General features: G+C 71.2%; 25 protein-coding genes. 11 read left to right on the top strand and 14 right to left on the bottom strand.

The features are described 5' to 3' along the window. The first annotated feature begins 2 nt into the window (after window positions 1-2). The 6 genes from CAL24_RS17900 (at window position 3) to CAL24_RS17925 (ending at window position 8,570) form a co-directional block, all read left to right on the top strand. Window positions 3-809 (top strand): AraC family transcriptional regulator, encoded by an 807-nt coding sequence (locus CAL24_RS17900; protein ID WP_094807440.1) that lies wholly within the window; start codon window positions 3-5, stop codon window positions 807-809. Window positions 810-891: 82 nt separating this feature from the next. Continuing rightward, window positions 892-1,767 carry a DMT family transporter gene (locus tag CAL24_RS17905; RefSeq protein ID WP_094807441.1) on the top strand — a complete coding sequence of 292 codons (876 nt, stop codon included), beginning with the start codon at window positions 892-894 and terminating at the stop codon, window positions 1,765-1,767. A gap of 70 nt (window positions 1,768-1,837) precedes the next feature. Beyond that, window positions 1,838-3,244, top strand: a complete 1,407-nt coding sequence (locus CAL24_RS17910) for a cytochrome ubiquinol oxidase subunit I (protein WP_028352967.1) — start codon at window positions 1,838-1,840, stop codon at window positions 3,242-3,244. Further along, a complete protein-coding gene (gene cydB, locus CAL24_RS17915) occupies window positions 3,234-4,241 on the top strand; it encodes a cytochrome d ubiquinol oxidase subunit II (RefSeq protein WP_094807442.1) in 1,008 nt (335 codons plus the stop codon). Before CAL24_RS17910 ends, cydB begins: the two co-directional genes overlap by 11 nt. A 1-nt stretch (window position 4,242) precedes the next feature. Next, window positions 4,243-4,374: a DUF2474 domain-containing protein gene (locus CAL24_RS17920; protein WP_249278571.1), complete on the top strand. Its 132-nt coding sequence runs from the start codon at window positions 4,243-4,245 to the stop codon at window positions 4,372-4,374. 74 nt (window positions 4,375-4,448) lie between these two features. After that, a complete protein-coding gene (locus CAL24_RS17925; protein ID WP_094807444.1) occupies window positions 4,449-8,570 on the top strand; it encodes a CheR family methyltransferase in 4,122 nt (1,373 codons plus the stop codon). 28 nt (window positions 8,571-8,598) lie between these two features. Here CAL24_RS17925 and CAL24_RS24065 read toward each other — a convergent pair whose 3' ends face one another. After that, window positions 8,599-8,970, bottom strand: a complete 372-nt coding sequence (locus tag CAL24_RS24065) for a hypothetical protein (RefSeq protein WP_141218096.1) — start codon at window positions 8,968-8,970, stop codon at window positions 8,599-8,601. A gap of 125 nt (window positions 8,971-9,095) precedes the next feature. Between CAL24_RS24065 and CAL24_RS17935 the strand changes: the two genes are divergently transcribed. The 3 genes from CAL24_RS17935 to CAL24_RS17945 are packed head-to-tail and all read left to right on the top strand — an operon-like array spanning window position 9,096 to window position 12,488. Further along, window positions 9,096-9,833, top strand: a complete 738-nt coding sequence (locus CAL24_RS17935) for a gluconate 2-dehydrogenase subunit 3 family protein (RefSeq protein WP_028352963.1) — start codon at window positions 9,096-9,098, stop codon at window positions 9,831-9,833. After that, complete coding sequence (locus CAL24_RS17940; RefSeq protein WP_094807446.1) at window positions 9,826-11,598, top strand: GMC family oxidoreductase; 1,773 nt, start codon at window positions 9,826-9,828, stop codon at window positions 11,596-11,598. The genes CAL24_RS17935 and CAL24_RS17940 overlap by 8 nt, the downstream gene beginning before the upstream one ends. Next, a complete protein-coding gene (locus CAL24_RS17945; protein WP_094807447.1) occupies window positions 11,595-12,488 on the top strand; it encodes a c-type cytochrome in 894 nt (297 codons plus the stop codon). Before CAL24_RS17940 ends, CAL24_RS17945 begins: the two co-directional genes overlap by 4 nt. A 4-nt stretch (window positions 12,489-12,492) precedes the next feature. Here CAL24_RS17945 and CAL24_RS17950 read toward each other — a convergent pair whose 3' ends face one another. The 9 genes from CAL24_RS17950 to CAL24_RS17990 form a co-directional block, all read right to left on the bottom strand. Beyond that, complete coding sequence (locus tag CAL24_RS17950; RefSeq protein ID WP_094807448.1) at window positions 12,493-13,020, bottom strand: GNAT family N-acetyltransferase; 528 nt, start codon at window positions 13,018-13,020, stop codon at window positions 12,493-12,495. Window positions 13,021-13,029: 9 nt separating this feature from the next. Continuing rightward, the gene (locus tag CAL24_RS17955) at window positions 13,030-13,605 is read right to left on the bottom strand and encodes an XRE family transcriptional regulator (protein ID WP_028352960.1); all 576 of its coding nucleotides are present in this window, start codon (window positions 13,603-13,605) and stop codon (window positions 13,030-13,032) included. A 92-nt stretch (window positions 13,606-13,697) separates the two neighbouring features. After that, on the bottom strand, window positions 13,698-14,123 hold the full coding sequence (locus tag CAL24_RS17960; protein ID WP_094807449.1) for a CBS domain-containing protein: 426 nt from the start codon (window positions 14,121-14,123) through the stop codon (window positions 13,698-13,700). 65 nt (window positions 14,124-14,188) lie between these two features. Next, complete coding sequence (locus CAL24_RS17965; RefSeq protein ID WP_094807450.1) at window positions 14,189-14,494, bottom strand: hypothetical protein; 306 nt, start codon at window positions 14,492-14,494, stop codon at window positions 14,189-14,191. 105 nt (window positions 14,495-14,599) lie between these two features. Then, window positions 14,600-16,657: a TonB-dependent copper receptor gene (locus tag CAL24_RS17970; protein WP_094807451.1), complete on the bottom strand. Its 2,058-nt coding sequence runs from the start codon at window positions 16,655-16,657 to the stop codon at window positions 14,600-14,602. A gap of 149 nt (window positions 16,658-16,806) precedes the next feature. Then, the gene (locus CAL24_RS17975) at window positions 16,807-17,196 is read right to left on the bottom strand and encodes a DUF2946 family protein (RefSeq protein ID WP_094807452.1); all 390 of its coding nucleotides are present in this window, start codon (window positions 17,194-17,196) and stop codon (window positions 16,807-16,809) included. Window positions 17,197-17,304: 108 nt separating this feature from the next. Beyond that, a complete protein-coding gene (locus tag CAL24_RS17980; RefSeq protein WP_249278572.1) occupies window positions 17,305-18,285 on the bottom strand; it encodes a glycerophosphodiester phosphodiesterase family protein in 981 nt (326 codons plus the stop codon). A gap of 27 nt (window positions 18,286-18,312) precedes the next feature. Then, complete coding sequence (locus tag CAL24_RS17985) at window positions 18,313-18,975, bottom strand: thiopurine S-methyltransferase (RefSeq protein ID WP_028352955.1); 663 nt, start codon at window positions 18,973-18,975, stop codon at window positions 18,313-18,315. Between the two features lie 16 nt (window positions 18,976-18,991). After that, window positions 18,992-19,873, bottom strand: a complete 882-nt coding sequence (locus tag CAL24_RS17990) for an alpha/beta fold hydrolase (RefSeq protein ID WP_051439269.1) — start codon at window positions 19,871-19,873, stop codon at window positions 18,992-18,994. Window positions 19,874-19,951: 78 nt separating this feature from the next. Between CAL24_RS17990 and CAL24_RS24355 the strand changes: the two genes are divergently transcribed. Beyond that, window positions 19,952-20,572, top strand: coding sequence for a CGNR zinc finger domain-containing protein (locus CAL24_RS24355; RefSeq protein ID WP_170947120.1), 621 nt, complete (start codon window positions 19,952-19,954; stop codon window positions 20,570-20,572). Here the strand turns inward: CAL24_RS24355 and CAL24_RS18000 are convergent. Next, window positions 20,569-21,576 carry a DMT family transporter gene (locus CAL24_RS18000; protein ID WP_094807454.1) on the bottom strand — a complete coding sequence of 336 codons (1,008 nt, stop codon included), beginning with the start codon at window positions 21,574-21,576 and terminating at the stop codon, window positions 20,569-20,571. The two genes, CAL24_RS24355 and CAL24_RS18000, sit on opposite strands and share 4 nt — an antisense overlap. 96 nt (window positions 21,577-21,672) lie before the next feature. Here CAL24_RS18000 and CAL24_RS18005 point away from each other — a divergent pair, with 96 nt between their 5' ends. After that, window positions 21,673-22,524, top strand: coding sequence for a LysR family transcriptional regulator (locus tag CAL24_RS18005; protein ID WP_094807455.1), 852 nt, complete (start codon window positions 21,673-21,675; stop codon window positions 22,522-22,524). Here CAL24_RS18005 and CAL24_RS18010 read toward each other — a convergent pair. The 3 genes from CAL24_RS18010 to CAL24_RS18020 all read right to left on the bottom strand — a co-directional run bounded on the left by CAL24_RS18010 (window position 22,514) and on the right by CAL24_RS18020 (window position 23,982). Continuing rightward, window positions 22,514-22,966 carry a hypothetical protein gene (locus CAL24_RS18010; RefSeq protein WP_094807456.1) on the bottom strand — a complete coding sequence of 151 codons (453 nt, stop codon included), beginning with the start codon at window positions 22,964-22,966 and terminating at the stop codon, window positions 22,514-22,516. The genes CAL24_RS18005 and CAL24_RS18010 overlap by 11 nt on opposite strands. Then, a complete protein-coding gene (locus tag CAL24_RS18015; RefSeq protein ID WP_094807457.1) occupies window positions 22,941-23,333 on the bottom strand; it encodes a phage holin family protein in 393 nt (130 codons plus the stop codon). The genes CAL24_RS18010 and CAL24_RS18015 overlap by 26 nt, the downstream gene beginning before the upstream one ends. A gap of 67 nt (window positions 23,334-23,400) precedes the next feature. Further along, window positions 23,401-23,982, bottom strand: a complete 582-nt coding sequence (locus tag CAL24_RS18020; RefSeq protein WP_094807458.1) for a YceI family protein — start codon at window positions 23,980-23,982, stop codon at window positions 23,401-23,403. Window positions 23,983-23,990 lie beyond the last annotated feature (8 nt).

Genomic DNA, 23,990 nt, shown 5'->3' on the forward strand with positions numbered 1-23,990 from the left:
GCATGGCGCGCGGCGAGTTCGCGCGGCGGCCCTGCGCCCTGCCGGGCGTCGAGGCCATCGAGGCCGACACGCGGCACGCCTTCGCGCGCCACACCCACGAACATTTCGGCATCGGCCTGATCGCGCGCGGCGCGCAGAAATCGCACAGCGGACGCGGGCCGGTAGAGGCCGGGCCGGGCGACATCATCACGGTGAATCCCGGCGAAGTGCACGACGGCGCGCCGATCGGCGAGGCGGGCCGGCGCTGGGCGATCCTGTACCTCGACCCCGGCGTGGTGGCCGGGGCGGTCGCCGACATCGGCGCCGGCCGGCCCGGCTGGCGTGAATTCGGCCAGCCCGTGATACGCGACCGGGCCGCGGCCGACGGCTTCCGGCGCCTCTATGCCGCCGCCACCGCGCCGCGCCCGGGCGCGCCCACCCCGGCGGCCGAATCGCTGTTGCTGGCGCTGCTGGCGCGCACGCTGGAACTGCGCCCGGCAGGCCAGCGCGGCGCGCCGCCCGCCGCCATCGCGCGAGCCCGCGCGCTGATCGACGACGACCCCGCGGCGGCGCTGTCGCTGGCCGACCTGGCCCACGCCAGCGGCCTGAGCCGCTTCCAGGTGCTGCGCGCCTTCGCGCGCGCCACCGGCCTGACGCCGCACGCCTACCAGTTGCAGCGCCGCATCGGCCTGGCGCGGCGCCTGATCGCCGGCGGCGCGGCCCTGTCGGAGGCCGCCGCGGCCAGCGGTTTCGCCGACCAGAGCCACATGACGCGCGTGTTCGTGCGCCAGTACGGCATCACGCCGGGCAGCTACGCCGGCGCCCGCTGAGGCGCCTGCAATCGCGTTCAAGACGCGCGCGCCGCGCGCATCCTAAGCTGCGCGCTCCATCATTGACAGGACGCGGCACGGCATGACACGGCGCACACAAGGCTATCTCTATCTGACACTGGCCATGGTCACGGTGGGCAGCACGGTGGTCGCCAGCAAGCTCATCGCCGCCGGCCTGCCGCCGTTCACCGCGACCGCGCTGCGGTTCGCGCTGGCGCTGCCGCTGTTCCTGTTGCTGATGCGCGCCACCGGCACGGCCTGGCCGCGGCCCGGCGCGCGCGACTGGACGATACTGGCCATCCAGGCCGGCGCCGGCAGCGTCGGTTACACGGCGCTGCTGATACTGGGCTTGCGCCATACCTCGGCGGCCGATGCCGGCGTCATCATCGGCACCCTGCCGGTGGTGTCGACCGCGATCGCCATCCTGGTGCTGGGCGAGCGGCCGCGGCCGGCCATGCTGGCCGCCATCGCCCTGGCCGCCGCCGGCGTGTTCTTCATCGCCGCGCACGGCAACGCCGGCGCCGGCCGGCAGTCGCTGCTGGGCAATGCGCTCATCTTCGGGGCGATCGTCTGCGAAAGCCTGTTCATCTTGCTCAACAAGCGCCTGCGCCAGCCGGTGCGGCCGCTGGCGCAATCCACCTTGATGACGGCCCTCGGCCTGGCGGTGGCCGCGGCGGCGGCGCTGTTCGAAACGCCCGGCGCGCCGACACCCGGCGCGCTGGCGGCGGTGGCCTATTACGCCGTGGTGCCGACCGTGGCGGGCTTCCTGCTGTGGTACGCCGGCGCCGAGCGCGTCAGCGGCGCCGAGGCCTCGCTGTTCACCGCGGTGGCGCCCGTCGCGGCGCTGCTGCTGGCCGCGGCCGTGCTGGGCGAGACGATCGCGCCCAGCCAGTTGGCCGGCACGGCATGCGTGCTGGCGGCGGTCGGCATCATGAGCCGCGCCGCCCGGCCCGGCTGAAACCGGCACGAAAATTGCTGACGCACGCGCCATCGACAACGTCCGGACGGCCGCCCGGCCCTGGAGGGACATGGACGCGCTGCTGCTTGCCCGGATCCAGTTCGGGTTCACGATTTCCTTCCACATCATCTTCCCGGCGCTGACGATCGGCCTGGCGAGCTATCTGGTCGTGCTCGAAGCGCTATGGCTGCGCACCGGCCGCCCGGTCTACCTGACGCTCTATCAATTCTGGCTCAAGCCGTTCGCGGTGGCCTTCGCCATGGGCGTGGTGTCCGGCATCGTCATGGCCTACCAGTTCGGCACCAACTGGAGCGGTTTCTCGCGCTTCGCCGGCAGCATCACCGGCCCCCTGCTGGCCTACGAAGTGCTGACCGCCTTCTTCCTGGAAGCCGGCTTCCTGGGCGTGATGCTGTTCGGGCTGAAGCGGGTCGGGCCCGGCCTGCACTTCCTGTCAACCTGCGTGGTGGCACTGGGCACCCTGATCTCGGCCACCTGGATCCTCGCCTCGAACAGCTGGATGCAGACGCCGCAGGGCCACGAGATCATCGACGGCCGGGTCGTGCCGGTCGACTGGCTGGCGGTCATCTTCAATCCCTCGTTCCCTTACCGCCTCAGCCACATGGTGGTCGCGGCCTACCTGGCCACCGCGCTGATGGTGGGCGGCACGGCCGCCTGGCACCTGCTCAAGGGCCGCGACGCGCCGGCGGTGCGCACCATGCTGTCGATGGCCATGTGGATGCTGCTGGCCAGCGCGCCGCTGCAGGCGCTGCTGGGCGACCTGCACGGCCTCAATACCCTGCGGCACCAGCCGGCCAAGCTGGCGGCGATGGAAGGCCATTGGGAACCGACGCCGCCCGGCTCGGGGGTGCCGCTGATCCTGTTCGGCTGGCCCGACATGCAGGCCGAGACGACCCATTACAAGATCGAGATCCCGCGCCTGGGCAGCCTGATCCTGACGCACAGCTGGGACGGCCAGATCCCGGCGCTGAAATCGTTCCCGCCCGAGGACCGCCCCAATTCGACCATCGTGTTCTGGACCTTCCGCATCATGGTGGGCCTGGGCCTGCTGATGATCGCCCTGGCGCTGTGGGGCGCCTGGCTGCGGCGCGGCGCGCGGCTGTACCGCGCGCGGGCCTTCCTGCGCTGCGCGGCCGCCATGTCGCCGGCCGGGCTGGCCGCCATCCTGGCGGGCTGGTACACCACCGAGATCGGCCGCCAGCCCTGGGTTGTCTATGGATTGCAGCGCACCGCCGATGCGGTCTCGCCGCACGACGCGGGCGAGGTCGGTTTCACGCTGGCGCTGTTCGTGCTCGTCTACCTGGCCGTGTTCGGCGCGGGCACCGCCTATGGGCTGCGGCTGCTGGCCGCGGGCCCGCAGCAGGCCGGAGGCGACCCGGGGCCGGGCGGCGCCGGCGAGCCGCGCCAGCCGATGCGGCCGTTCTCGGCCGCCGACGAGGAGGCGCCCCATGGGAATTGACCTGCCGCTGCTGTGGGCCATCATCATCCTGTTCGGCGTGATGATGTACGTGGTGATGGACGGCTTCGACCTCGGTATCGGCCTGCTGTTTCCGTTCTTTCCGGACGCGGCCGACCGCGACGTCATGATGAACACCGTGGCGCCGGTCTGGGACGGCAACGAGACCTGGCTGGTGCTGGGCGGCGCCGGCCTGCTCGCGGCCTTCCCGCTGGCATATTCGGTGGTGCTCAGCGCGCTGTACCTGCCGTTGACGCTGATGCTGGTGGGGCTGATCTTTCGCGGCGTCGCCTTCGAGTTCCGCTTCAAGGCGCGCCCCGGCCGCTGGCGCCTGTGGGACCAGGCCTTCGCGGGCGGCTCGCTTGTGGCCACGATGTTCCAGGGCATCACCCTGGGCGCTTTCCTGAACGGACTGCCGGTCATCAATGACCGCTATGTCGGCGCCCCGTTCGCCTGGCTGGCGCCCTTTCCCGTCTTCACCGGCCTGGGGCTGGCGATCGCCTACGCGCTGCTGGGCGCCACCTGGCTGGTGATGAAGACCGAGGGCGCCCTGCAGCGGCAACTGCGGCGCATGGCCCGGCGCCTGGTCTGGGCGCTGCTCGCGGTCATCGCGGTCATCAGCGTCTGGACCCCGCTGGCGCACCCCGCCATCGCCAGCCGGTGGTTCAGCCTGCCCAATCTGTTCTGGTTCGCGCCGGTGCCGCTGCTGGTGGCGGTGGCCGCCTGGCGGCTGCTGGCCGCGCTGCGCGCCGACGCCCAGACCGCGCCGTTCCTGCTGACCCTCGCCCTGGTGTTCCTGGGCTACAGCGGGCTGGGCATCAGCCTGTGGCCGCATGTCACACCGCCCTCGATCACCATCTGGCAGGCGGCCGGCCCGCCGCAGAGCCTGGGCTTCGCCCTGGTCGGCGCGCTGCTCGTCATCCCGCTGGTGCTGACCTACACCGGCTGGGCCTACTGGGTGTTCCGCGGCAAGGTGCGGCATGGCGAGGGATACCACTGATATGAAACGCAACGCCCCGCTCTGGATCCGGCGGTTCGGATGGCTGGTCATCCTGTGGGCCGGCGGCGTCGCCGCGCTGTTCGGCGTGGCGCAACTGCTCAAGGCCATCATGCGCGGCAGCGGCCTGGCCTGAACCAGCCAGCGGCCACATCGCCCGGCACGCTATCATCGCGAAAACCCCCGCAGCGGCGGACCGCCGCCTCCTCCATGCCCGATACGCCATCCAAACCCGTCAACCAGAAGAGCCTGCTGCGCAGCGACCTGCCATTCCCGGTGGTCGGCATCGGCGCGTCGGCCGGCGGCATCGAAGCGCTGAAGACCTTCTTCAAGCACATGCCGGCCGAGCCGGGCATGGCGTTCGTGGTGGTGCTGCACCTGTCGCCCCACCATGAAAGCATGCTCGACCGCATCCTGCAGTCGACCACTTCCATGCCGGTGCTGGCGGTCACGCGCAGCGTGCCGGTGCAGTGCAACCATGTGTATGTCATCCCGCCGGGGGTCAGCCTGTCCATGAACGACGGCTACCTGCGGCTGACCCGCGCCGCGCGCCCGCACGGCCAGCATATCGCCATCGACGTGTTTTTCCGCACCCTGGCCGATGTGCACCAGGCGCGCGCCGTCGGCATCGTGCTCACCGGCGGCGGCGCCGACGGCTCGATCGGCATCGCCCGCATCAAGGAACAGGGCGGCGTCACCTTCGCCCAGCAGCCCGAGGACGCCGCGCACGACACCATGCCGCGCAGCGCCATCGCCACCGGCATGGTCGACATCGTCCTGCCGGTGGCCGAGATCCCGGCCCGCCTGCTGGAGTTCGCCGCCAACCAGGCGCGCATCCACATTCCCGCCCCCATCGACCAGGAAGTCCACCCGCGCGCCGACGCGCCGGCCGACGAGACGCCGGCCGACCGCAACGCCCTGCACGACATCCTGGGCCTGCTGCGCGCCCGCACCGGGCACGACTTCCGGCATTACAAGCGGGCCACGGTGCTGCGCCGCATCGAGCGGCGCATGCAGGTCACCGGGGTGCCCGACATGACGGCCTATGCGGCCATGCTGCGCGAAACCGCCGACGAAACGCCCAAGCTGCTGAGCGACATGCTGATCGGCGTGACGCAGTTCTTCCGCGACCGCGACGCCTTCCAGGCGCTCGAGCACCTGGTCGTGCCCGCCCTGTTCAACCGCGGGTCGCGCGGCGAACGCGCCGCCACCGTACGGGCCTGGGTAGCCGGCTGCTCCACCGGCGAAGAGGCCTACTCGCTGGCCATGCTGCTCAGCGACGAGGCGGAGCGGCTGGCGGCCCCGACCAAGATCCAGGTGTTCGCCACCGATATCGACGCCCACGCCCTGGCCGCCGGCCGTACCGGGCTGTATCCGCAGGCCATCGAGACCGACGTCGCCGCCGCGCGGCTGCATACCTACTTCACCAAGGAAGACGCCAGCTACCGGGTCAAGAAAGAAATTCGCGAGAAAGTCCTGTTCGCGCCGCACAACATCCTGCACGATCCGCCTTTCTCCAAGCTCGACCTGGTCACCTGCCGCAATCTGCTCATCTACCTCGACCGCGAAGTGCAGGCCGACGTGCTGCGCATGTTCCATTTCGCGCTCAACCCGGGCGGCTACCTGTTCCTGGGCAGCTCCGAATCGGCCGATGCCTGCGAGAACCTGTTCAAGGTCGTGGACAAGCGCAATTGCCTTTACCAGGCCCGGGACGCGGCCTCGCTACCGCGCGCCATCCGCATGCACGCGACCGCGCCGTTCGACAAGATTCCGCCGGCGCCGGTCGACGCGGCCGTCGGCCGGCACGGCAAGCCCTCGTTCGCCGAGCTGCACCGGCGCGCGCTGGAACAGTACGCGCCGCCCAGCGTCGTCGTCGATCTCGAAGGCAACATCGTCCACATGTCCGAGCGCGCCGGGCGCTACCTGCGCTACGTGGGCGGCGAGCCCTCGCGCAGCCTGGCCTCGCTGGTGCATCCCGAACTGCGCATGGAGCTGCGCACCGCGCTGTTCCAGGCGCTGCATTCCCGCAAGAGCATCGAGGCGCGGCGCGTCGCGCTCAGCATGGGCGAGCGGCGCGTCTACGTGAACATCGTGGTGCGGCCATTCAGCGACGCGGAAACCGGCGGCGACTTCGTGCTGGTGATCTTCGACGAAGTCGAGGACGTGCTCGACGAGACCAGCGCGGTGCGCGGCCCGCACCCGGAGCAGAGCGTACTGACCCAGATCGAGGCGGAGCTGCGCCAGACCAAGGAACAGCTGCAGCTCACCATGGAGCAGTCCGAGACCTCGACCGAGGAACTGAAGGCCTCGAACGAAGAATTGCAGGCCATCAACGAAGAGCTGCGCTCGGCGACCGAAGAACTCGAAACCGGCAAGGAAGAACTGCAGTCGGTCAATGAAGAACTGATCACCGTCAATGCGGAACTGAAGTCCAAGGTCGAGGAAACCGCCAAGATCAACGACGACCTGCAGAACCTGATCGCCTCCACCGACATCGCCGCCGTGTTCGTCGATCGCAGCATGCGGATCAAGTGGTTCACGCCGCGCGCGGCCGACATCTTCAGCGTCATCACCAGCGACGCCGGCCGATCGCTGCTGGATATCACCCACCGCCTCGATTATGCCGACCTGGCGCGCGACGCCGCCGGGGTGTTCGAATCGCTGCGTCCCATCGAGCGCGAAGTGTGCAGCATCGACGGGCGCTGGTACCTGGCGCGGCTGTTGCCCTACCGCAGCTCGGAGCACCGCATCGACGGCGCGGTGCTGACCTTCATCGACATCACCGACCGCCGCAAGGCCGAGGAGCGCATGCGCCTGGGCGAGGCGCACATGAAGCTGGTGGCCGAGAGCGCCAAGGACTTCGCCATCATGACGATCGGTCCCGACGGCACCATCGTGACCTGGAGCTACGGCGCCGAACTGATGTTCGGCTACACCGAAGCCGAGGCCATCGGCCAGTCGATCGCCATCATCTTCACGCAGGAAGATATCGAGGCGGGCGCCCCCGCGCAGGAAATGGAGCGCGCGCGCCACAACGGCTACGCGCCCGACGAACGCTGGCACCGCCGCAAGGACGGCACGCGCATCTTCTGCACCGGCGGCGTCAACCCCATGGAAGACTCCACCTTCCGCGGCTACGCCAAGATCACGCGCGACGTCACCGAGCAGAAGCGGCGCGATCACGAGCGCGAGACCACACTGGAGCGCACGCGCGCCGACAACGTCCAGAAGGACGCTTTCTTCGCTGTCATGTCGCACGAGCTCAAGCATCCGCTGAACCTGGTGCAGCTCAACACCGAACTGCTGCTGCGCATCCCGGAAATCAACGCCAGCCGGCCGGCCCGGCGAGCGGCCGAGGCCATCCAGCGCTCGGTCCAGAGCCAGGCGCGCATCATCGAGGACCTGCTCGACCTGTCGCGCGTGCGCACCGGCAAGCTCAAGCTCAATCGCGGCGTGGTCAACCTGACCGCCACGGTGCAGAGCATCGTCGACGTGCTGGCGCCGCTGGCCGCCGATGTCGGCGTGGCGCTGCAGCCGCTGTACGATGCCTCCCAGCCGCTGAACATCGATGCCGACCCGGTCCGCATCGAGCAGATCGTCTGGAACCTGGTCAATAACAGCATCAAGTTCACGCCGTCGGGCGGCACGGTCACGGTCGGGCTGTGCCGCGACGGCGAGATGGCGCGGCTCGACGTCCGCGATACTGGCGACGGCATCGATCCCGCCTTCCTGCCGAAGATCTTCGACATGTTCACGCAGGGCCAGGCGCGCCTGCACGGCCAGCGCCGCGATGGGCTGGGCATCGGTCTGGCGATCGTGCATCAGCTGGTGCTGGCGCACGGCGGCCGCATCGAGGCCGCTTCCGAGGGCGCGGGCCGCGGCGCGCTGTTCACGGTGTGGCTGGCCGGCGCGACGGCGCAGCCGGAGGCGGACGCCGCCGGCGCGTCCGCCGCCCAGGGGCAGCTGGCCAATGTGCGCATCCTGGTGGTGGACGACTCCGACGAAGTGCTCGAGACCTTCCAGGCCCTGCTCGAAATGGAGGGCGCCGTGGTCCAGGCCTACGACAACGGCGCCGCGGCGCTGGCGGCGCTCGGCCACGCCGAATTCGATCTCATCATCAGCGACATCGCCATGCCGGGCATCGACGGCTACCAGTTGCTGCGCGCCGTGCGCGAGCGCCTGCCCGACACACCCGCCATCGCCCTGACCGGCCACAGCAGCAAGGACGACGTGGAGCGGGCCATGCGGGCGGGCTTCTCCACCCACCTGAGCAAGCCGGTCCCGATGACGGCCCTGCTGGAGACCGTCAGCCGCATCCTGCAATGGTCCTAGGGCCGGCGGCGCGACGGGCCGGGCCGCCCTAGCGCAGGTCGGGCATCCCGCCGGAGCCCGACGACGCCCCCGAGCCGGGCATGCCGCCGTGGCCGGTCGACCCGGTCGTGCTGCCTGGCTGGCCTTTCGAATCGCGCGTGTCGGTACCGCCGGCCGCATCATGATCGCCGGACGCCGGCGCACGCCGCGTGTCGGGCGGTTCCTGCGCTTCGGGTTGCCGCTGGTCGCGCCCGCCTTCCTGCATTTTTTGCTTCCCGTCTTGTAAGGAAGGCGTCTGGCGGGTCGCGGCCGGGTCGGGCGCAGGGCGGGGCTTGCCGTCGCCGTGCGCCTGGGCAGGCCCGGCCGCCAGCAGCGCACCCAATAGGCAGGCGCCCGCGGCATGGATAGAATGGTTTCGCATATGCACTCCCGGTTGCGGCCTTCAGGCCGGCGAATGCCGGCAAGCGGCGTGCCGGGCAAGTGAATTGCTGCAGGGCTGCCGTTGTCGATACGGGCGCCGCCGGCGTCCGGTTACCGGAGCCGCACATGGAAGACCATCCCGCCCGCGGGCGGCGCAACGTCCTCAAGGCGCTCACCGTGGGGCTGCCGGGCGCCGCCTGGGCAGGCCGCGCCCATGGCGCCCCCCAGCAAAGCCCCCCGCCAGACCCGGCCGGCGCCGGCCGCACCTTGCGCTTCTTCAACCCGCGCGAGGCGGCGGCGATGGACGCCATCGCCGCGCGGCTCATCCCCGCCGACGAACTCGGGCCGGGCGCCAAGGAGGCCGGCGTCACCTATTTCCTGGACGGGCAGCTGGCCGGCGCGTGGGGCGCGGGCGACCAGTTCTACCGACAGGGCCCCTTCCACGAGGGCACCCCGGAACAGGGCTACCAGCTCTCGTTCACGCCGGCCGAGATGATGCGGCGCGGGCTGGCGGCGCTGGACGAGGCCTGCCGCCAGCGCGACGGCAAGCCCTACGCCGAGCTGGACGCCGGGCGGCAGGACGCCTGGCTGCGCGCCATGCAGGAAGGCGAGGCGGATTTCTCGCCGCTGCCCTCGGCCGTGTTCTTCCAGGCCCTGCTGCAGGCCACCATCGAAGGTTTTTTCTCGGACCCGCTGTACGGCGGCAATCGCGACATGGTGGGCTGGAAGCTGGTGGGTTTCCCCGGCGCCTACGCCAGCTTCTCCAATGACATCGAGCGCCATGGCGTGCAATGGGCCGGCCAGCCGGTCTCCATCGCCATGGCCAAGCCCCACGCCGCCCACCAGGAGGACGAGCATGGCTGAGAAACTGCCCCCCGTGGACGTGGCCATCATCGGCGGCGGCTGGACGGGTTCGATCATCGGCAAGGAGCTGGCCGCGGCCGGCCAGCGCGTGGTGATCCTGGAGCGCGGCGAGCCGCGCTGGCCCTCGCCCGATTTCCAGGGCCCGAACGTGCACGACGAACTGAAGTACACACGGCGGCACGCCCTGCACCAGAACGCCGCGACCGAGACCTACACATTCCGCAACAATACCGACCAGCGCGCCCTGCCGATGCGCCGCTGGCAATTCGCCTACCCCGGCACCCACCTGGGCGGCGCGAGCAACCACTGGTCGGGCGCCTACTACCGCTTCCACCCCACCGACTTCAACCTGCGCAGCCACCATGTCGAGCGCTACGGCGCCGACATCTTCGACGCCGACCTCACCTGCCAGGACTGGCCGCTCTCGTACGACGAGCTGGAGCCCTACTACGACCGTTTCGATTACCTGATCGGCGCGTCGGGCCAGGCCGGCAACCTGAAGGGCCAGAAGCAGGAAGGCGGCAACCCGTTCGAGCCCTGGCGCTCGCGGCCCTATCCCAACCCGCCCATGAAGGTGCCTTATGCGTCGGCGCTGTTCGGCGAAGCCGCGCGCAGCCTGGGCTACCACCCTTACGTGCAGCCCTCGGCGCTGGCCACGCGGCCCTATGTGAACTCGGAAGGCCTGCACATGAGCGCCTGCGTGTACTGCGGGTTCTGTTCCAACTTCGGCTGCGAGCATTTCGCCAAGGCCTCGCCGCAGGTCTGCATCCTGCCGGTGGCCATGAAAATGGACAACTTCGAGATCCGCACCGGCGCGCACGTGCTGCGGGTCGAACTCAGCGCCGACAAGCAGCGCGCCACCGGCGTGACCTACGTGGACGCGGCCGGCGCCGAGCGCTTCCAGCCGGCCGAAACCGTGGTGCTGTGCGCGTTCAGCATCAACAACGTGCGCTTGCTGCTGCTGTCCGGCATCGGCCAGCCCTACGACCCGGTCGCCAACACCGGCGTGGTGGGACGCAACTACACTCACCAGACCACGTCGGGCGTGAACCTGTTCTTCGACGAATCGGTCCACATCAATCCTTTCATGGGTGCGGGCGCGGTGGCGGTCACCATGGACGACTTCTGCGCCGACAATTTCGACCACGGCCCGCACGGCTTCGTGGGTGGCGGCTACCTGCAGATCCAGGTGGTCAGCGGCGCGCCGATCGGCTACCACCCCACGCCCAAGGGCACGCCCGCCTGGGGCCCCGAATGGAAGCGGGCGGTGCGGCGCTACTACAACCACTCCGCCTCGATCACCATCACCGGCTCGGCCCAGCCCACGCGCGGCGCCTACCTGAGCCTGGACCCGACCTACAAGGACGCCTGGGGCCAGCCGCTCCTGCGCATCACCTATGACCTGCCCGACAACGACATCCGCATGTCGGCCTTCCTGACGGCCAAGGGCGACGAGATCGGCAAGGCCATGAAGGGCGTGCAGCACACCGAGCCGGGGCCGCGCCAGCGCCCCTTCTCGGCCACCGCCTACCAGTCCACCCACCTGACCGGCGGCGCCGCCATGGGCGACGACCCGGCCACCAGCGTGGTCAACCGCTACGGGCAGGTGTGGGACGTGCCCAACGTGTTCGTGACGGGCGCCTCGCTGTTCCCGCAGAACTCCTGCTTCAACCCGACCGGCACGGTGGGCGCCACCGCGTACTGGATCGTCGAGAAAATCAAGGCGGACTACCTGCGTTCGCCGGGACCGCTGGTGTCGACATGAATGAGTCCAGAGCGGGAATACCCGTCGTCCTCGGCCTGATCCTGGCCGCGCCCGTGCTGACGCTGGTCGCGACCGCCTACCAGATGATGGCGACCGGCGGCGATGGCCTGATCCGGCCGACCGCCGTGACCGCGCCGGCGCCCGGCGCCGCCGGGCCCGCGCAGCAAGCCGGCGCGCCCGCGGCCGCCAGCACCCCGGCGCCCGCCGCGCCGCCCAAGCCGCCGGAACCGGTGCCGGGCCGCAGCGCGCAGGATTTCACGCCCTACCGCCCGGCATGGGAAGCGGCGCTGGCGCGCGCCGATCCCGAGCAAGGCCGCCAGTTGGCCCAGTCCGGCAAGCCGGGCGCGGGCGTGCAGGCGTGCGTGGCCTGCCACGGCCAGCAAGGCATTGCCACCGCCGCGGGCAACTTCCCCAACCTGGCCGGCCTGTCGGCCGACTACCTGGCCAAGCAGCTCGCCGACTATCGCGACGGCACGCGCACCCAGCCCTTGATGAACACCATCGCCAAGGGACTCAGCCCCGAAGAAGCCGCGCACTTGGCGCAGTACTACGCTGGCCTGCGGCCGCCCGCCCTGGCGCGCCCGCAAGGCCCGGAGGCGGCCCGCGCGCTCGATGTGCGCGGCGACAATGCGCGCGCCCTGCCGGCCTGCGCCAACTGCCATGGACTGGGCGGCCGCGGCGAGGGAGCGCTGCTGCCGCGCCTGGCCGGCCAGCCGGAGCGCTATTTCATCGAGCAGATGAACGCTTTCCGCAACGGCCAGCGGCGCAACGACGATGTCGGCGTGATGCGCGCCTTCGCGCAGCGCCTCACGCCGCAGGAAATCGAGGCGCTGGCCGCTTATTACGCCGGCGCGGCGCGCGACGGCTCGTCCGCGCCGCCCGGCCGGTAGCCCGTCACAGCAGCTTGTACATGATGGTGGTCGGGTCGGTGCGCCGGCCGGTGACGTCCAGGCAGAACTCCGGGATGACGCCGGCGCGCTGGTAGCCCAGCGCCGCGTACAGCGGCTCGGCCAGGTCGCCGGTGCGGGTGTCGAGCGTCAGCAGGCGGCGCCGCGCGGCGCGCGCGCGCTGTTCCAGTTCCGCCATCAGGGCGCGGGCGATGCCGCGGCGGCGCCAATGCGGATGCACCAGCAGCTTGCGCACCTCGGCCCGGTGCGGCTGGTTCGGCGGCGTGTCGCAATCGAGCTGCACCGTGCCGACGATGCGCCCGCCCGTGCGGGCCGCCAGCAGCGTGCGGGTGCCGTCGCGCACCGCGGGCAGCACCTGGCCGGCCCAGAAGGCCTCGGCCTGGCGCGGCTCGTAGGGCAGGATGAAACCGACGCTGGCGCCGTCATGCACGCAGGCGTGCAGCAGCGCGCCCAGTTCGGGCAGGCAGCCGGCGGCGTCATCCGCCGACAGCGCCGAAAACGAGAACGTATCCAAGCTCGGACCTCACACGATGAACAGCAGATAACGCGCGCCGCTGCGGGCCGGCGTGTCGAAGGCGCTGGCGCCGGACAACTGGTAGCGCAGGCAGTCGCCGGGCCGCAACGCGTGGGCGCGGCCTTCGATGGTGACCTGCAGCCGGCCCTCCAGCAGCAGGAGATGATGCTCCAGGCCTGGCCGGGGCGGCGCGCTGTAGGCGATGTGCGCGCCGGGCGCCAGGGTGCATTCGAGCACCTCGCCGGCCAGCCGCTGGGCGGGCGGCGACACGGAGCGCCGCTCGAAGCCGACGCTCGCGTCCACCCATACCGGCTGGTCGGCGCGCGCCAGCAGCGGGGCGTAGTCGTCCTCGACCAGCCGCATCAGGCGCGACAGGGTCAGGCCATAGGCGGCGCTGAGCTTGCCCAGCACGCTGGCGGTGGGACTGACGGCGGCGTTCTCCAGCCGCGACAGCGTGGCGCGGCTGACCTGGCAGCGGCTCGCCAGCTCATCGAGCGACCAGCCGCGCTCGGCGCGCAAGGCGCGCAGGCGCTGGGCGATCTGGCGATCGATCGGGTCGGCGGCAAGCGTATCCTCTTTTTCCATATTCGAGATATTCTCTCAAATACGAAAAACAAGCAAGCTCCGCCCGGATGCCGCCCGGGCGGCGAAGCCGGCCCGCGCCGGCGGCCCGCCGCTCAGCGGGCCGGCTGGGCCGGCGACGAGACGCTTGCCAGCGTGGAGCCGGCGTCGCCGGCCTTGACGGCCAGGTCGCCCAGCGCCACCACGCCCACCAGTTGCTTGTCGCGGTCCAGCACCATCAGCCGGCGCACCTGTTCGTCGGCCATCTTGGCCTTGGCGTTCTCCACCGAGTCATCCTGATAGCACCACAGCACGCGCTCGGTCATGGCGTCGCCCACCCGCGCATTGTCGGGCGATACTCCGCGGGCTGTGCAGCGCACCGTGATGTCGCGGTCGGTGATGACGCCGACCAGGCGCCGGCCGTCGCACACGGGCAGTTCGCCGATATCCAGGTCGGCCATCATCTCGGCGGCATGGCGCACCGTTTCATGGGTGCGCAGTATGGTCGCGCCGGGCGTCATGACTTGGGACAACTGCGTCATGGTTTCCTCCGTCGGTTGCGTGGATCAGGACCAGGACCGCAGCAAGCCCCATGCCGTGGCCGGGCTCAATCCTCGCCGCGCGGCGGGCGGCGGCCGCCCTTGGCGCCGGGGTCTTCGCGGCCCGTGTCCGGCGGCGTGAAATTGCCCTCGTCGGTGATGCCGCCGGTGCGGGCCGCCTGGTCGGCCGACGCCGTGCCGCGGTCGAACAAGGGCCGGTCGCCGCCGCCCGCCGGCGGCGGATGGTCCATGTCCGGACGCTGCGCCTGCTCGTCGGAGACATGGCGCGGCCGCGGCGCACCGCGGTTGGGATCGGGCTGGGGCAAGCGCTGGCCGGCGCGCGGGTTGCGGTCCGGCGGGTCGGATCGTGTCATGGCGGTCTCCTGTCTGGCTGGGAAGGCGGCGTCCGCCGCCCTCCCCCGCACGCGCGCAAGCGCCGTTCCCGGCCAGTGCGGCGCTCCTTTCAGCGTGGACAGGCCCTAGTACTTGATGCCGATGCGCGCCCACACGGTGCGGCCGGGCTCGTTGAAGCGCGTGGCCGCCGGAAACCCGAACCCGCTGTCGCCGGCCAGGTTCAGGTGCTCGCTGTAGGTCTTGTCGAACAGATTGTCCACGCCGACGGCCAGCTTGACACGCCGGTTGACGGCGTAGCCCGCATTGAGCGAGAACACGCCGAACCCGGCGCTCGGGCCGAAGTCCTTGCCGACCACGTTGCCGGTGCCGGCGGCATAGCGGTGCTGCGCCGCCACCAGCCGCCACAGTGCGCCGGCCGACCATTTGCCGTCGTCATAGGCGGCGCTGAGCTTCGCTTCCAGCGGCGGCATCTGCGGCAACGGCCGGCCGTCGCTGCGATTTTCGCCCCAGGCGTAGGCCAGCGTGGCGCCCACCGTCCAGGCCGGCGCGGCGCGGTATGACACGCCCAGCTCGCCGCCGGCGATGCGCGCATCGACGTTGCGCGCCTGCGAGGTCGCGCCCATCATCCCGCCGGCGTGGTAGTTGAACAAGATGAAATCGTCGACCCGGCCCGCGTACGCCGAGACCCACGCGTCCACCGTGTCGGTGCGGTACTGCGCGCCGATATCGACCTGCGTGGTCTTCTCGGGCCGGACGCCTTCGAACGCGTTGGCCGCACCCGCGGGGCCCTGGCTGGGCGAGAACAGCTCCCAGTAATCGGGGAAGCGCTGCACGTGGCCGATGCCCGCGTACCAGGTCGCGGGCATGTCCCGCAGGTCGCGCTCGTAGCGCAGGAAGCCGCTCGGCAGGGTATCGGTGCGGCGCTCGCCGGCGGTCGGGTTGGGCATGGCCATCATGCGGCCCACGGTCTTGCGGAAATCCTTGGCCGAGGCCCGGTCCACGCGCGCGCCGCCGATCACGCGCGCCTGTTCGTCCAGCGTCCAGGTCAATTCACCGAACAGGCCGGCGTTGTCGAATTCGGCGTCCTTGACCCACGCGTGGTTGCGGTATGAATCCATCTCGGTGCCGCTGCGCGCGCGATGGCGGCTGCGCTGGAAATCCAGCCCGCCCTCCAGGCCGAGCCGCTCGGCCAGCTGGAACTTGCCGGCCACGCGGCCGCCCCAGGTGGCGCGCTCGACCGCCGATGCCATGCCCATGGGCATGGCGCTGTGCGGATCGGGCGAACGCAGCGTGTAGTTGTCCATGACGTGATCGGCGTTGTTGTAGTAGAGCTGCGCCTCCAGTTCGCGCAGCACGGTTCCCAGATTGCGGCGCTCGGCCCGCAGGCCGAAGCTTTCGCGCTTGAAGCGCACGCCGTCCATGCCGCGGCCCGCGTAGCGCGCCTCGCCGTCGCCCGTGCCGGCGCTCAGCTCCAGCAGGGTATCGGCACCGGGCGTGAAGCCCAGCGCCACGTCGGCGTTCCACTTGTCCCAGCGCGACGGCACCCGGTCGCCATCGCCGTCGCGATAGTCCTGCGAATGCGAGTGGTTGGCCGTAATGCGCGCATAGCTGCGCGCATTGCCCACGGTCAGGTCGGCGGCCTGGTCGTTGCGGCCCCATGAGCCGGCCAGCAGGCTGCCGTCGAAGCGCACCCCCGGGGCGTCGAAGCGCGGCGTGTCGCGGTCGAATTTCACGGTGCCCGCGGATGCGCCGGGCCCCCACAGCACCGTCTGCGGGCCCTTGATGACGGTGAGCTGATCGAAGTTCTCCGGCGAGATGTACGAACTGGGCGCGTCCATGCGCGACGGGCAGGCGCCCGGCATCGAGGCGCCATTGGCCAGGATGTTCAGGCGCGAGCCGAACATGCCGCGCAGCACCGGGTCGCCGTTGCTGCCGCCGTTGCGGATGGCCGAGAACCCCGGGATCGTCCTCAGGTAGTCGGTGCCGTCGCTGGCCGGCACCGGCTGGCGGGGAATCTTGGGATCGGTGGTGAATGTCAGCGGCGCCTCGGGCGCGACGCCGGTGATGACAATGGGATCGAATTCATAAGGCGGGACCAGCCCTTGGTCGGCCCAGGCGGCGGAGACGGCCGCCGCGGCGGCGCACAGGCCCAGCGCCTGCGAAAAGCGGAAATTTCTGTCCATGATGCGTGACGTTCGAATGCCGCGGCGGCGCCGCCGCGGCGCAGGAACGCCGCCGGCAATACGCCAGCCGCATGCGGGGGATGCGAGTCGGCAGCCGCGGCGCGCCCGCGGCAGGCGGGCACGCTGGAACGGACTACCGGTGGAAGCGGTCAGGCGGACAGGGTCGGCGGGGCGCGCGGCCCGAGCGGCGGGCCGGCCGGCGGCAGCGGCCGCAATGCGCGCGCGGGCGGCGGGTCCGGCCGCATGCCGGAGAGCGCGGCCAATACCGCCACGTAGGGCGAAGGAGGAAGATCGAGCGCCTGGTGCACGACCATCCAGAACGGGCATTCCTGGGCGGTCGCGTCGTCCTGGTGCGCGTCGTGCGGCACGGTGTCGATGAGAGCCCGCAACACGGTGGGCGCGCCGCCGGCGGCCGAGCAGAAGCTGATTTCCAGCCGCCCCTGGCGCAGGGCCGCGGCATCCGGCATGTAGCCCACCGGCACCAGCGCGCGGAACAGCGTGGCCAGCGCCAGCAGGCACAGTATCGTGCGTGCGCGCATGCCTGTGCTGTAACCACGGAAGGCCGGTGCGGACATGGCGCGATTCTATCCCAGCCATGCCGGCCGCTCGGCGGCGGCATCGCGCGTGTGAGGTTCGTCTGATGCGCGTCAATCGGCGCGCGGCGGCGCCGGCGCCCGGCTCTCGCGCAACCAGCGCGCCACGGCCACGATCTCGTCGGTATAGATGCCGCCGCCGTAGCCGCGCGGCAGGCGGGCCAGGTCCTGCGCAGAGTCGAGGCCGGCCGAGAAGCCGCCGTGGTAGGGCCCCAGCGCGTACACCTCGCTGCCCGCGGCGCGCATGCGCGCCAGGAAACGATTGGGCCAGCCCCACAGCCACGGCGCGATATTGATCGGCACGAACACCGGCATATTGGCGCAGGCCGCCGGCACGATGCCGCTCCATCCGTATGCCGCATAGCGCAGCAGGCACGCCCGCAGCAATGTCCGCGACATGGCCGCGACCCGCGGCAGGCGTTCGCGCAGCCGGGCTACCGGCGCGTCGCCGCCGTACACCATGACGCGCGCCCGCGACGGCTCGGGCAAGGCCGCCAGGAACGCCGCCAGGCGCTCGCCTTCGTCCGCATCATTGCTCTTGACGTTGACCAGGAAGCGGCGCCCGGGGAAAGCCTCCAGCACCTCGTCCAGCGCGGGCATCAGGCCGACGCCCTTGCCGCGGAACGGGAAGGTGCGCCCGCCGTCGGCCGTGTAGCCATGGCCGATGTCGAGCGCCTTGAGTTGCGCCATGGAATGCTCGCGCGTCACGCCGGCGCCATCGGTGCGGCAGTCGAGCGTCCAGTCGTGGAACACCGCGAAGCGCCCGTCGGTAGTCGGATGCACGTCGATCTCGACCACATCGGCGCCGGCCGCGAAGCTGGCGCGCATCGAGGCCAGGGTGTTTTCCAGGTAGGGGTGGCGCGGCGGCAGCATGCGCGCCGCCGTGCAGGTATCGCCCGCCAGCCCGGCGGTGTCGAAGCGCTGCGCGATGCCGCGATGCGCCAGCAGCGTGGGCGCGGTGCCGGGCGCGGGCGCCAGGCTGCTGCTGTTGGCCGCGAACAATGCCGCCCCGGCCGCCAGCGCGGCGAATATCATGGCCCCGCGCCGGCTGCGCATGGCGCGCTAGCCCTGCGCGCGCTGCAACCGATAGACCAGCGTGTCGAGCCGGTCCAGGCCGCGCTCGGCGAACTTGGGCTCCTTGGCGAGGATGTCGCGCCGGTCGATCAGCAGGGCCTCGGAATGCCCGGCGTAGAGGGCCTGCACTTCGTCGTCGCGCACCGAGAACGGCGGCCCTTCCATCTGGTCCTGGTCATAGTCCAGCGTGATGAGCAGGCCGCGGTAGGAGCCGGCCAGCTGGCCATAGACGTGGCGCGCGTAGCGGGCGCGCATGTCGGCCGGCAGCGCCACCAGCGCGGCGCGGTCGTAGGCGCCGGCGCACTCGCCCAGCACGTCCGCGCCCAGCGCGAAGATGTCGCCGCAATAGATCTCGATGTCGCCCGCCGCGTAATAGCGGCCCTGGCCGGCCTCGCGCACGCTGGGCTGCAGGCCGTTCTCGGCGTAGAACTGCTCGACCGCCAGCGGCGACAACTCGACGCCCAGCACGCGATATCCCTGCTGCGCCAGCCACACCATGTCGAGCGACTTGCCGCACAACGGCACCAGCACCCGGCTGCCGGCGGGCAGCTCGAGCGACGGCCAGTACTTGGCCAACAGCGGCGTCACCCGCGTCTGATGAAAATGCGTGCGCCCGTCGCGCCAGCGCTCCAGCCAGAAATCCGCGTCCATGCAATCAGCCTCTTGCTCATCTGTACAAGTTCGAGCCGTATTGTAGAGAGCCGGCGGCGACCGCGGCCAGGAATTCCGCCAGATGCGCGGCCACGGCCTCCGGGGCATCTTCCTGCATCAGGTGGCCGGCCTGCGGCACGGGCCGGAAATCGGCCTGGCGGAAGCGGCTGGCCAGTTCGCGGCCGCGCTCGATCGGCAGCCAGGCGTCCTCGGTGCCCCACAGGATCATCACCGGGCAATCGATCTCGCCATAGCGGTGCTCGATCTCGTCGGTGTAGCGCTGGTCCGCCTGCGCGGCCTGCCGATAGAAGGCGGCCTGGCCGGCCTCGCCCATCCACGGCCGGGTATACAGCGCCATGACATCGTCCGGCAGCGGGCGGTGGGCGGCGCCCTGGATGTAGGCCTTCAGGATGGCGGCATGGATGTACGGCGGCATGCCGGCGAACGCGGCCTCGTGCGCCTTGGCGTGGCGCGCGAAGGGCGAGCCCCACGGTGCCAATGCCACCGCGTCGATCAGGGTGAGGCTGCCGTACGCGCAGCCTTCCAGCAGCGCCGCGCGCAGGGCCGTGGCGCCGCCGAAATCGTGCGCCACCACGTCGGGACGCGCCAGGTTCCAGTGGCGCAGCAGCGCGGCGAACAGGCGGCCCTGGGTCGCCAGGGATACATCCTGCCCGGCGCGCTGCTCGGACTGGCCATAGCCCAGCAGGTCGTACGCGACCACCTGCCGGCCGCGCGCCAGCAAGGGCGCGAGCTTGCGCCACACGGCGGCGGAAAACGGCGTGCCGTGCAGCAGCACCAATGGGCGGCCCTCGCCCCACACGGCGTAGCGCACCGTCTGGCCCTCGAACTCGAAGCGCTGCGGCAGCGGCGGCAGCGGATGGCTGTCAATGGATTCCATGATAACCCTTTAAGTAGATTAATACGGTTAGTTTTCCCATACCTTAAAATAACCACTCAACACGGTCAAGGCGGTTATATGGACAATTCCGGCGGACAGCGGTGGGGCCCCGAGTCCTTCGTGGGCGGGCATCCCTACCTGGATTTCCTCAATACAGGCGGCGGCAAGACCAAGGCGCGCGACGTCCGCGGCTTTGCCGACTGGGCCGGGCTGCTGGACTGGCTCGCCGCGGCCGGCCAGCTCGAGCCGGGCGAGCGCGCCGGCCTGCAGCGCCTGGCGGCCGGCCGACCGGCGCGCGCAGCGCTGGACCGGCTGGTCGCGCACCGCGAGAACGCCTATGAGGTGCTGGCGGCGGTGGCGCACGGCCTGCCCCCGCCGGCCGCCGGCGTGGCGCGCCTGGAAAACGACCTGCGCGCGGCGCTGCGGCACGCGACGCTGCGCTTGTCCGCGCCCGGCCCGGGCGCTTGGCGCGTGGACGCGGCGGCCGCCGGGCTCGACCTGCCCCGCCACCGCCTGGCCCTGGCGGCGCAGACGCTGATCGCCGACGGCCTGCTGCCGCGCCTGCGCCAATGCGAGGCCTGCAGCTGGCTGTTCCTGGACACTTCGCGCGGCGGCCGGCGGCGCTGGTGCTCGATGGCCACTTGCGGCAACCGCGCCAAGGCGCGGCGCCACTATCGCGCGCAGAGCCCGGCGGACTAGGGCTTGCCCGCCCTGAAGGAAGCCCCGCATCCGGGCGGCCGCGCCATGCCCCGGCGGGCCGGCCGGCCTGGCGGGGCCGCCGCCGGCTCGCCGCGCACCACCAGCAGGATGCCCGCCGCCGAGATGGCGAAGCCCGCCGCCATGGATCCTGTCAGCGGTTCGTCGAACATGGCCCACGCCCACACCGCCGTCACGCCCGGGCTCAGGTACAGCACGCTGGCCACGCGCGTCGCCGACGAGCGGCGCAGGCATGCCCAGTAAAGACCGTAGCCGCCCAGCGTGGACAGCAGCGCGGTCCATGCCACACTGACGGCGAAGCCGTAGCTCAAGGGCGGCGCCAGGCCGCCTTCCATACCGGCCAGTACCGCGAAGGCCGCGCCGGTGGCGACGCATTGCAGCCACAGGCCGGCGGCCAGGCCGGGCGCGTCCCGCTCCGCCTGCTCCTGCCGCCATAGCGTGGCCACCGCGAGCGACAGCATGCCCAGCACCGGCAAGGCGTAGGCGACGGCGGGCGCATCGCCCCATGCCAAGGCTCCCTGGGTCACCAGCAACACGCCGGCCAGGCCGACCAGCAGGCCGGCCCATACGCGCCGCCCGATCCGCCGGCGCAGGAACAGCGCGCCCAGCAGCGCCGTGCCCAACGGCAGCAGGTCGGCGATCAGCGCGGCCAGGGCGGCCGGCACGCCCAGTTCGACGCCTTTCACGACGCCGGCCAGATAGCCCGCCATGGCCAGCAGGCCGATGCCGGCTTGCGCCGCCAGGGCCCGCGCCGAGGCGCGCCGCAGGCTGGCCAGCGCCCAGGGCAGCAGCAGCGCCGACACGCATACGCAGCGCCAGAACACCACCAGGAAGGCCGGCGCATGGTCCACCGCGTAGCGCGCGCCCACGAAACCGGAACTCCAGGCCACCACCAGCGCGGCTTCGGCCAGCCAGAGCGGGACGCGCCGACCACGCGGGGCGCAACGGGCAGGCCAGGACCAGGGCAGGCGAAAACAGCGCGGCATGGGCGAAGAATCCGGACGGGGATGCTTGACCTTAGCCTGGCCGTCGTATTCAATAAATCAAAACCTTCATGACACGATATTCTGTTTTTTTAAACCATGTCCGCCACGCTCGACATCGAACTGCTGCGCACCTTCCACGCGGTCGCGCGCCTGGGCCGTTTCCGCGCCGCCGCGGCGCACGTGCACAAGAGCGCGGCCGCCGTCAGCGTGCACATCCAGCGGCTCGAGGCCCTGGTCGGCGCGCGCCTGCTGGAACGCGACAACCAGTCCGTGACGCTCACGCCGCTGGGCCAGCGCTTCCTGGCCCGCACCGCCGAACTGCTCGACGCCCACGACCGCGTGCTGGCCGACCTGCGCGGCGCGCCGCCGGCCGGCCGGGTGCGCCTGGGCATCCCCGACGAATACGCGGAACACGTGATACGCGACATCCTGCCGGCGTTCGCGCAAGCCTGGCCCGGCGTCACGCTGGAACTCGCCACGGCGCCCAGCCTGGTGCTGCGCGACCAGGTCGCCCGCCGCCGCCTGCACCTGGCGGTCGTGGCGCAGCCGGCGGCGGCCGGCCGCCGCGCGAGCCGGCCGCTGGCGCTGACGACGCCCTTGTGGGTGGCCGGCGCCGCGGCCGGCCCCTTGCCGGCCCCGGTTCCGCTGGCATTGCACGCCGCCGACTGCCCATACCGGACCGCCATGATCGAAGCGCTGGAACGCGCCGGCCGGGCCTGGCGCACGGTGCTGGCCAGCCCGTCGAGCCGCGCCGTAGAAGCCTGCGTGGAGGCCGGCCTGGGCATCAGCATCGTCGATCGCAGCCGGATCACGGCGCGCATGCGCGTGCTGGACGACATGCCCAAGGTAGCGCCGCATGAGGTGGTGCTGCTGCGCGACGGCTCGGCCGGCGGCCAGGCGGCCGCCGACGTGCTCGAGGAAACGCTACGACAGCATTTCAGGCTGTAGGCGCCGGCGGCGGCGCATCGGCCGGCGCCTGGCGCAAGGCCCGCAGGCGCCGCACCTGTTCGTCCAGCTGCAGCCGCAGTTGCTCGACTGCGCGCGGGTCGTCGGCCCGCTCGGCCGCCGCGCGCAGGTCGGCCACCAGCTGCGCCAGGCGCGCGATCTCGGCATCCGGCAGCGGGCCGCTGGCGCGCCGCACGCGGCGGCGCCGCCATAGCGACGCGATGCGGTCGCGCACCGCCACCGCCGCCATCGCGCGCAGCGGCTGCCGCAGGAACGGCGGCCAGCCGACCGCGGCGCCGGCCGCCAGGGCGGTGGTCGCCGCCCAGCCGCGCCCGGGCTGCCTGGCGGGCGCGGCGCGCCCGACCGCATCGGCCAGTTCGCGGCGCTCGCGCGCCATCTTGGCGAGCAGGGCTTCCTTGTCAGCCTGCGTGGTGGTCTTCGGCATAGTGGCTCCTCGCGGCATCGGTATCCAGGCGCACCTGCCGGCTCAGCTCGGCGAACGGCGACGACCTGGGCGCATTGCGGACGGCGACATACAGGGCGATAAGCGTGATCAGCAGCCAGGCGCCGGCCACCAGCCAGGCGGCCAGGCCGCGCTGCGGCGTGTCCCAGAAACTCACCACGACCGCCACCGAAACGAACGCCAGGGTACCCAGCGCGCAGAACAGCAAGGCCACGCAACTGAGCAGGGTCGTGACCAGCGCGGAACGGTACAGCGACAGCTCGATGCCCACCAATTCCACGTAATCGCCCATGCGATTGGCCGCGAACTCCGCGATGTGGCGCAAGCGCCGCAACCGTTCCGAAATCATGGCTGGCTCCCTTGAGGTTGAGACGGCCGCGCAGCAAACAGCATACCCGCCGCCGGGACGGCCGCCGCTACGGGCGGCGCAGCGCCTCGACCTGGATCTCCAGCTCGACCTTGGGATCGAAGCCCATGTCGAGCGCGAAATCCAGCCCGTAGTCGCCGCGGTTGAACGAGGTGGACACGTCGGCGCCGCAGACTTCGCGCTTCTCCATCGGGTGATGCATGCACTTGAAGTCGTCGATGTCCAGCGTGAGCGTGCGGGTGACGCCGCGCAGCGTGAATTCGCCCACGGCCTCTTCGGGACGGTCGCCGTCGAATTTGGTGAAGCGCCCCTTGAAGGTGGCGGTGGGATAGCGCGCCGCGTCGAAGATGTCGGGCGCCACGGCATGGCGGTTCATCTCGTCGTGGCCGAAGTCCACCGAATCGATCTGCACGGTCACGTCGATGGTGCCGGCGCGCGCCTCGCGGTCCAGCACGATCACGCCCGACGAGCGGTTGAACTTGCCGCGCCAGGTCGACAGCCCGCCCATGTGGTCGGCCTCGAAGCTGGGATAGGTATGCGACGGGTCGATGTCATAGGTGACGGGCGCCGCATTCGCGACGGCCGCCGTGACGATGCCGGCGGCCGACAACAACGCAAAGGCGATTCTCATGCAGGACT

The organism is Bordetella genomosp. 2 (assembly GCF_002261345.1).
Classification (GTDB): Bacteria; Pseudomonadota; Gammaproteobacteria; order Burkholderiales; family Burkholderiaceae_B; genus Bordetella_A.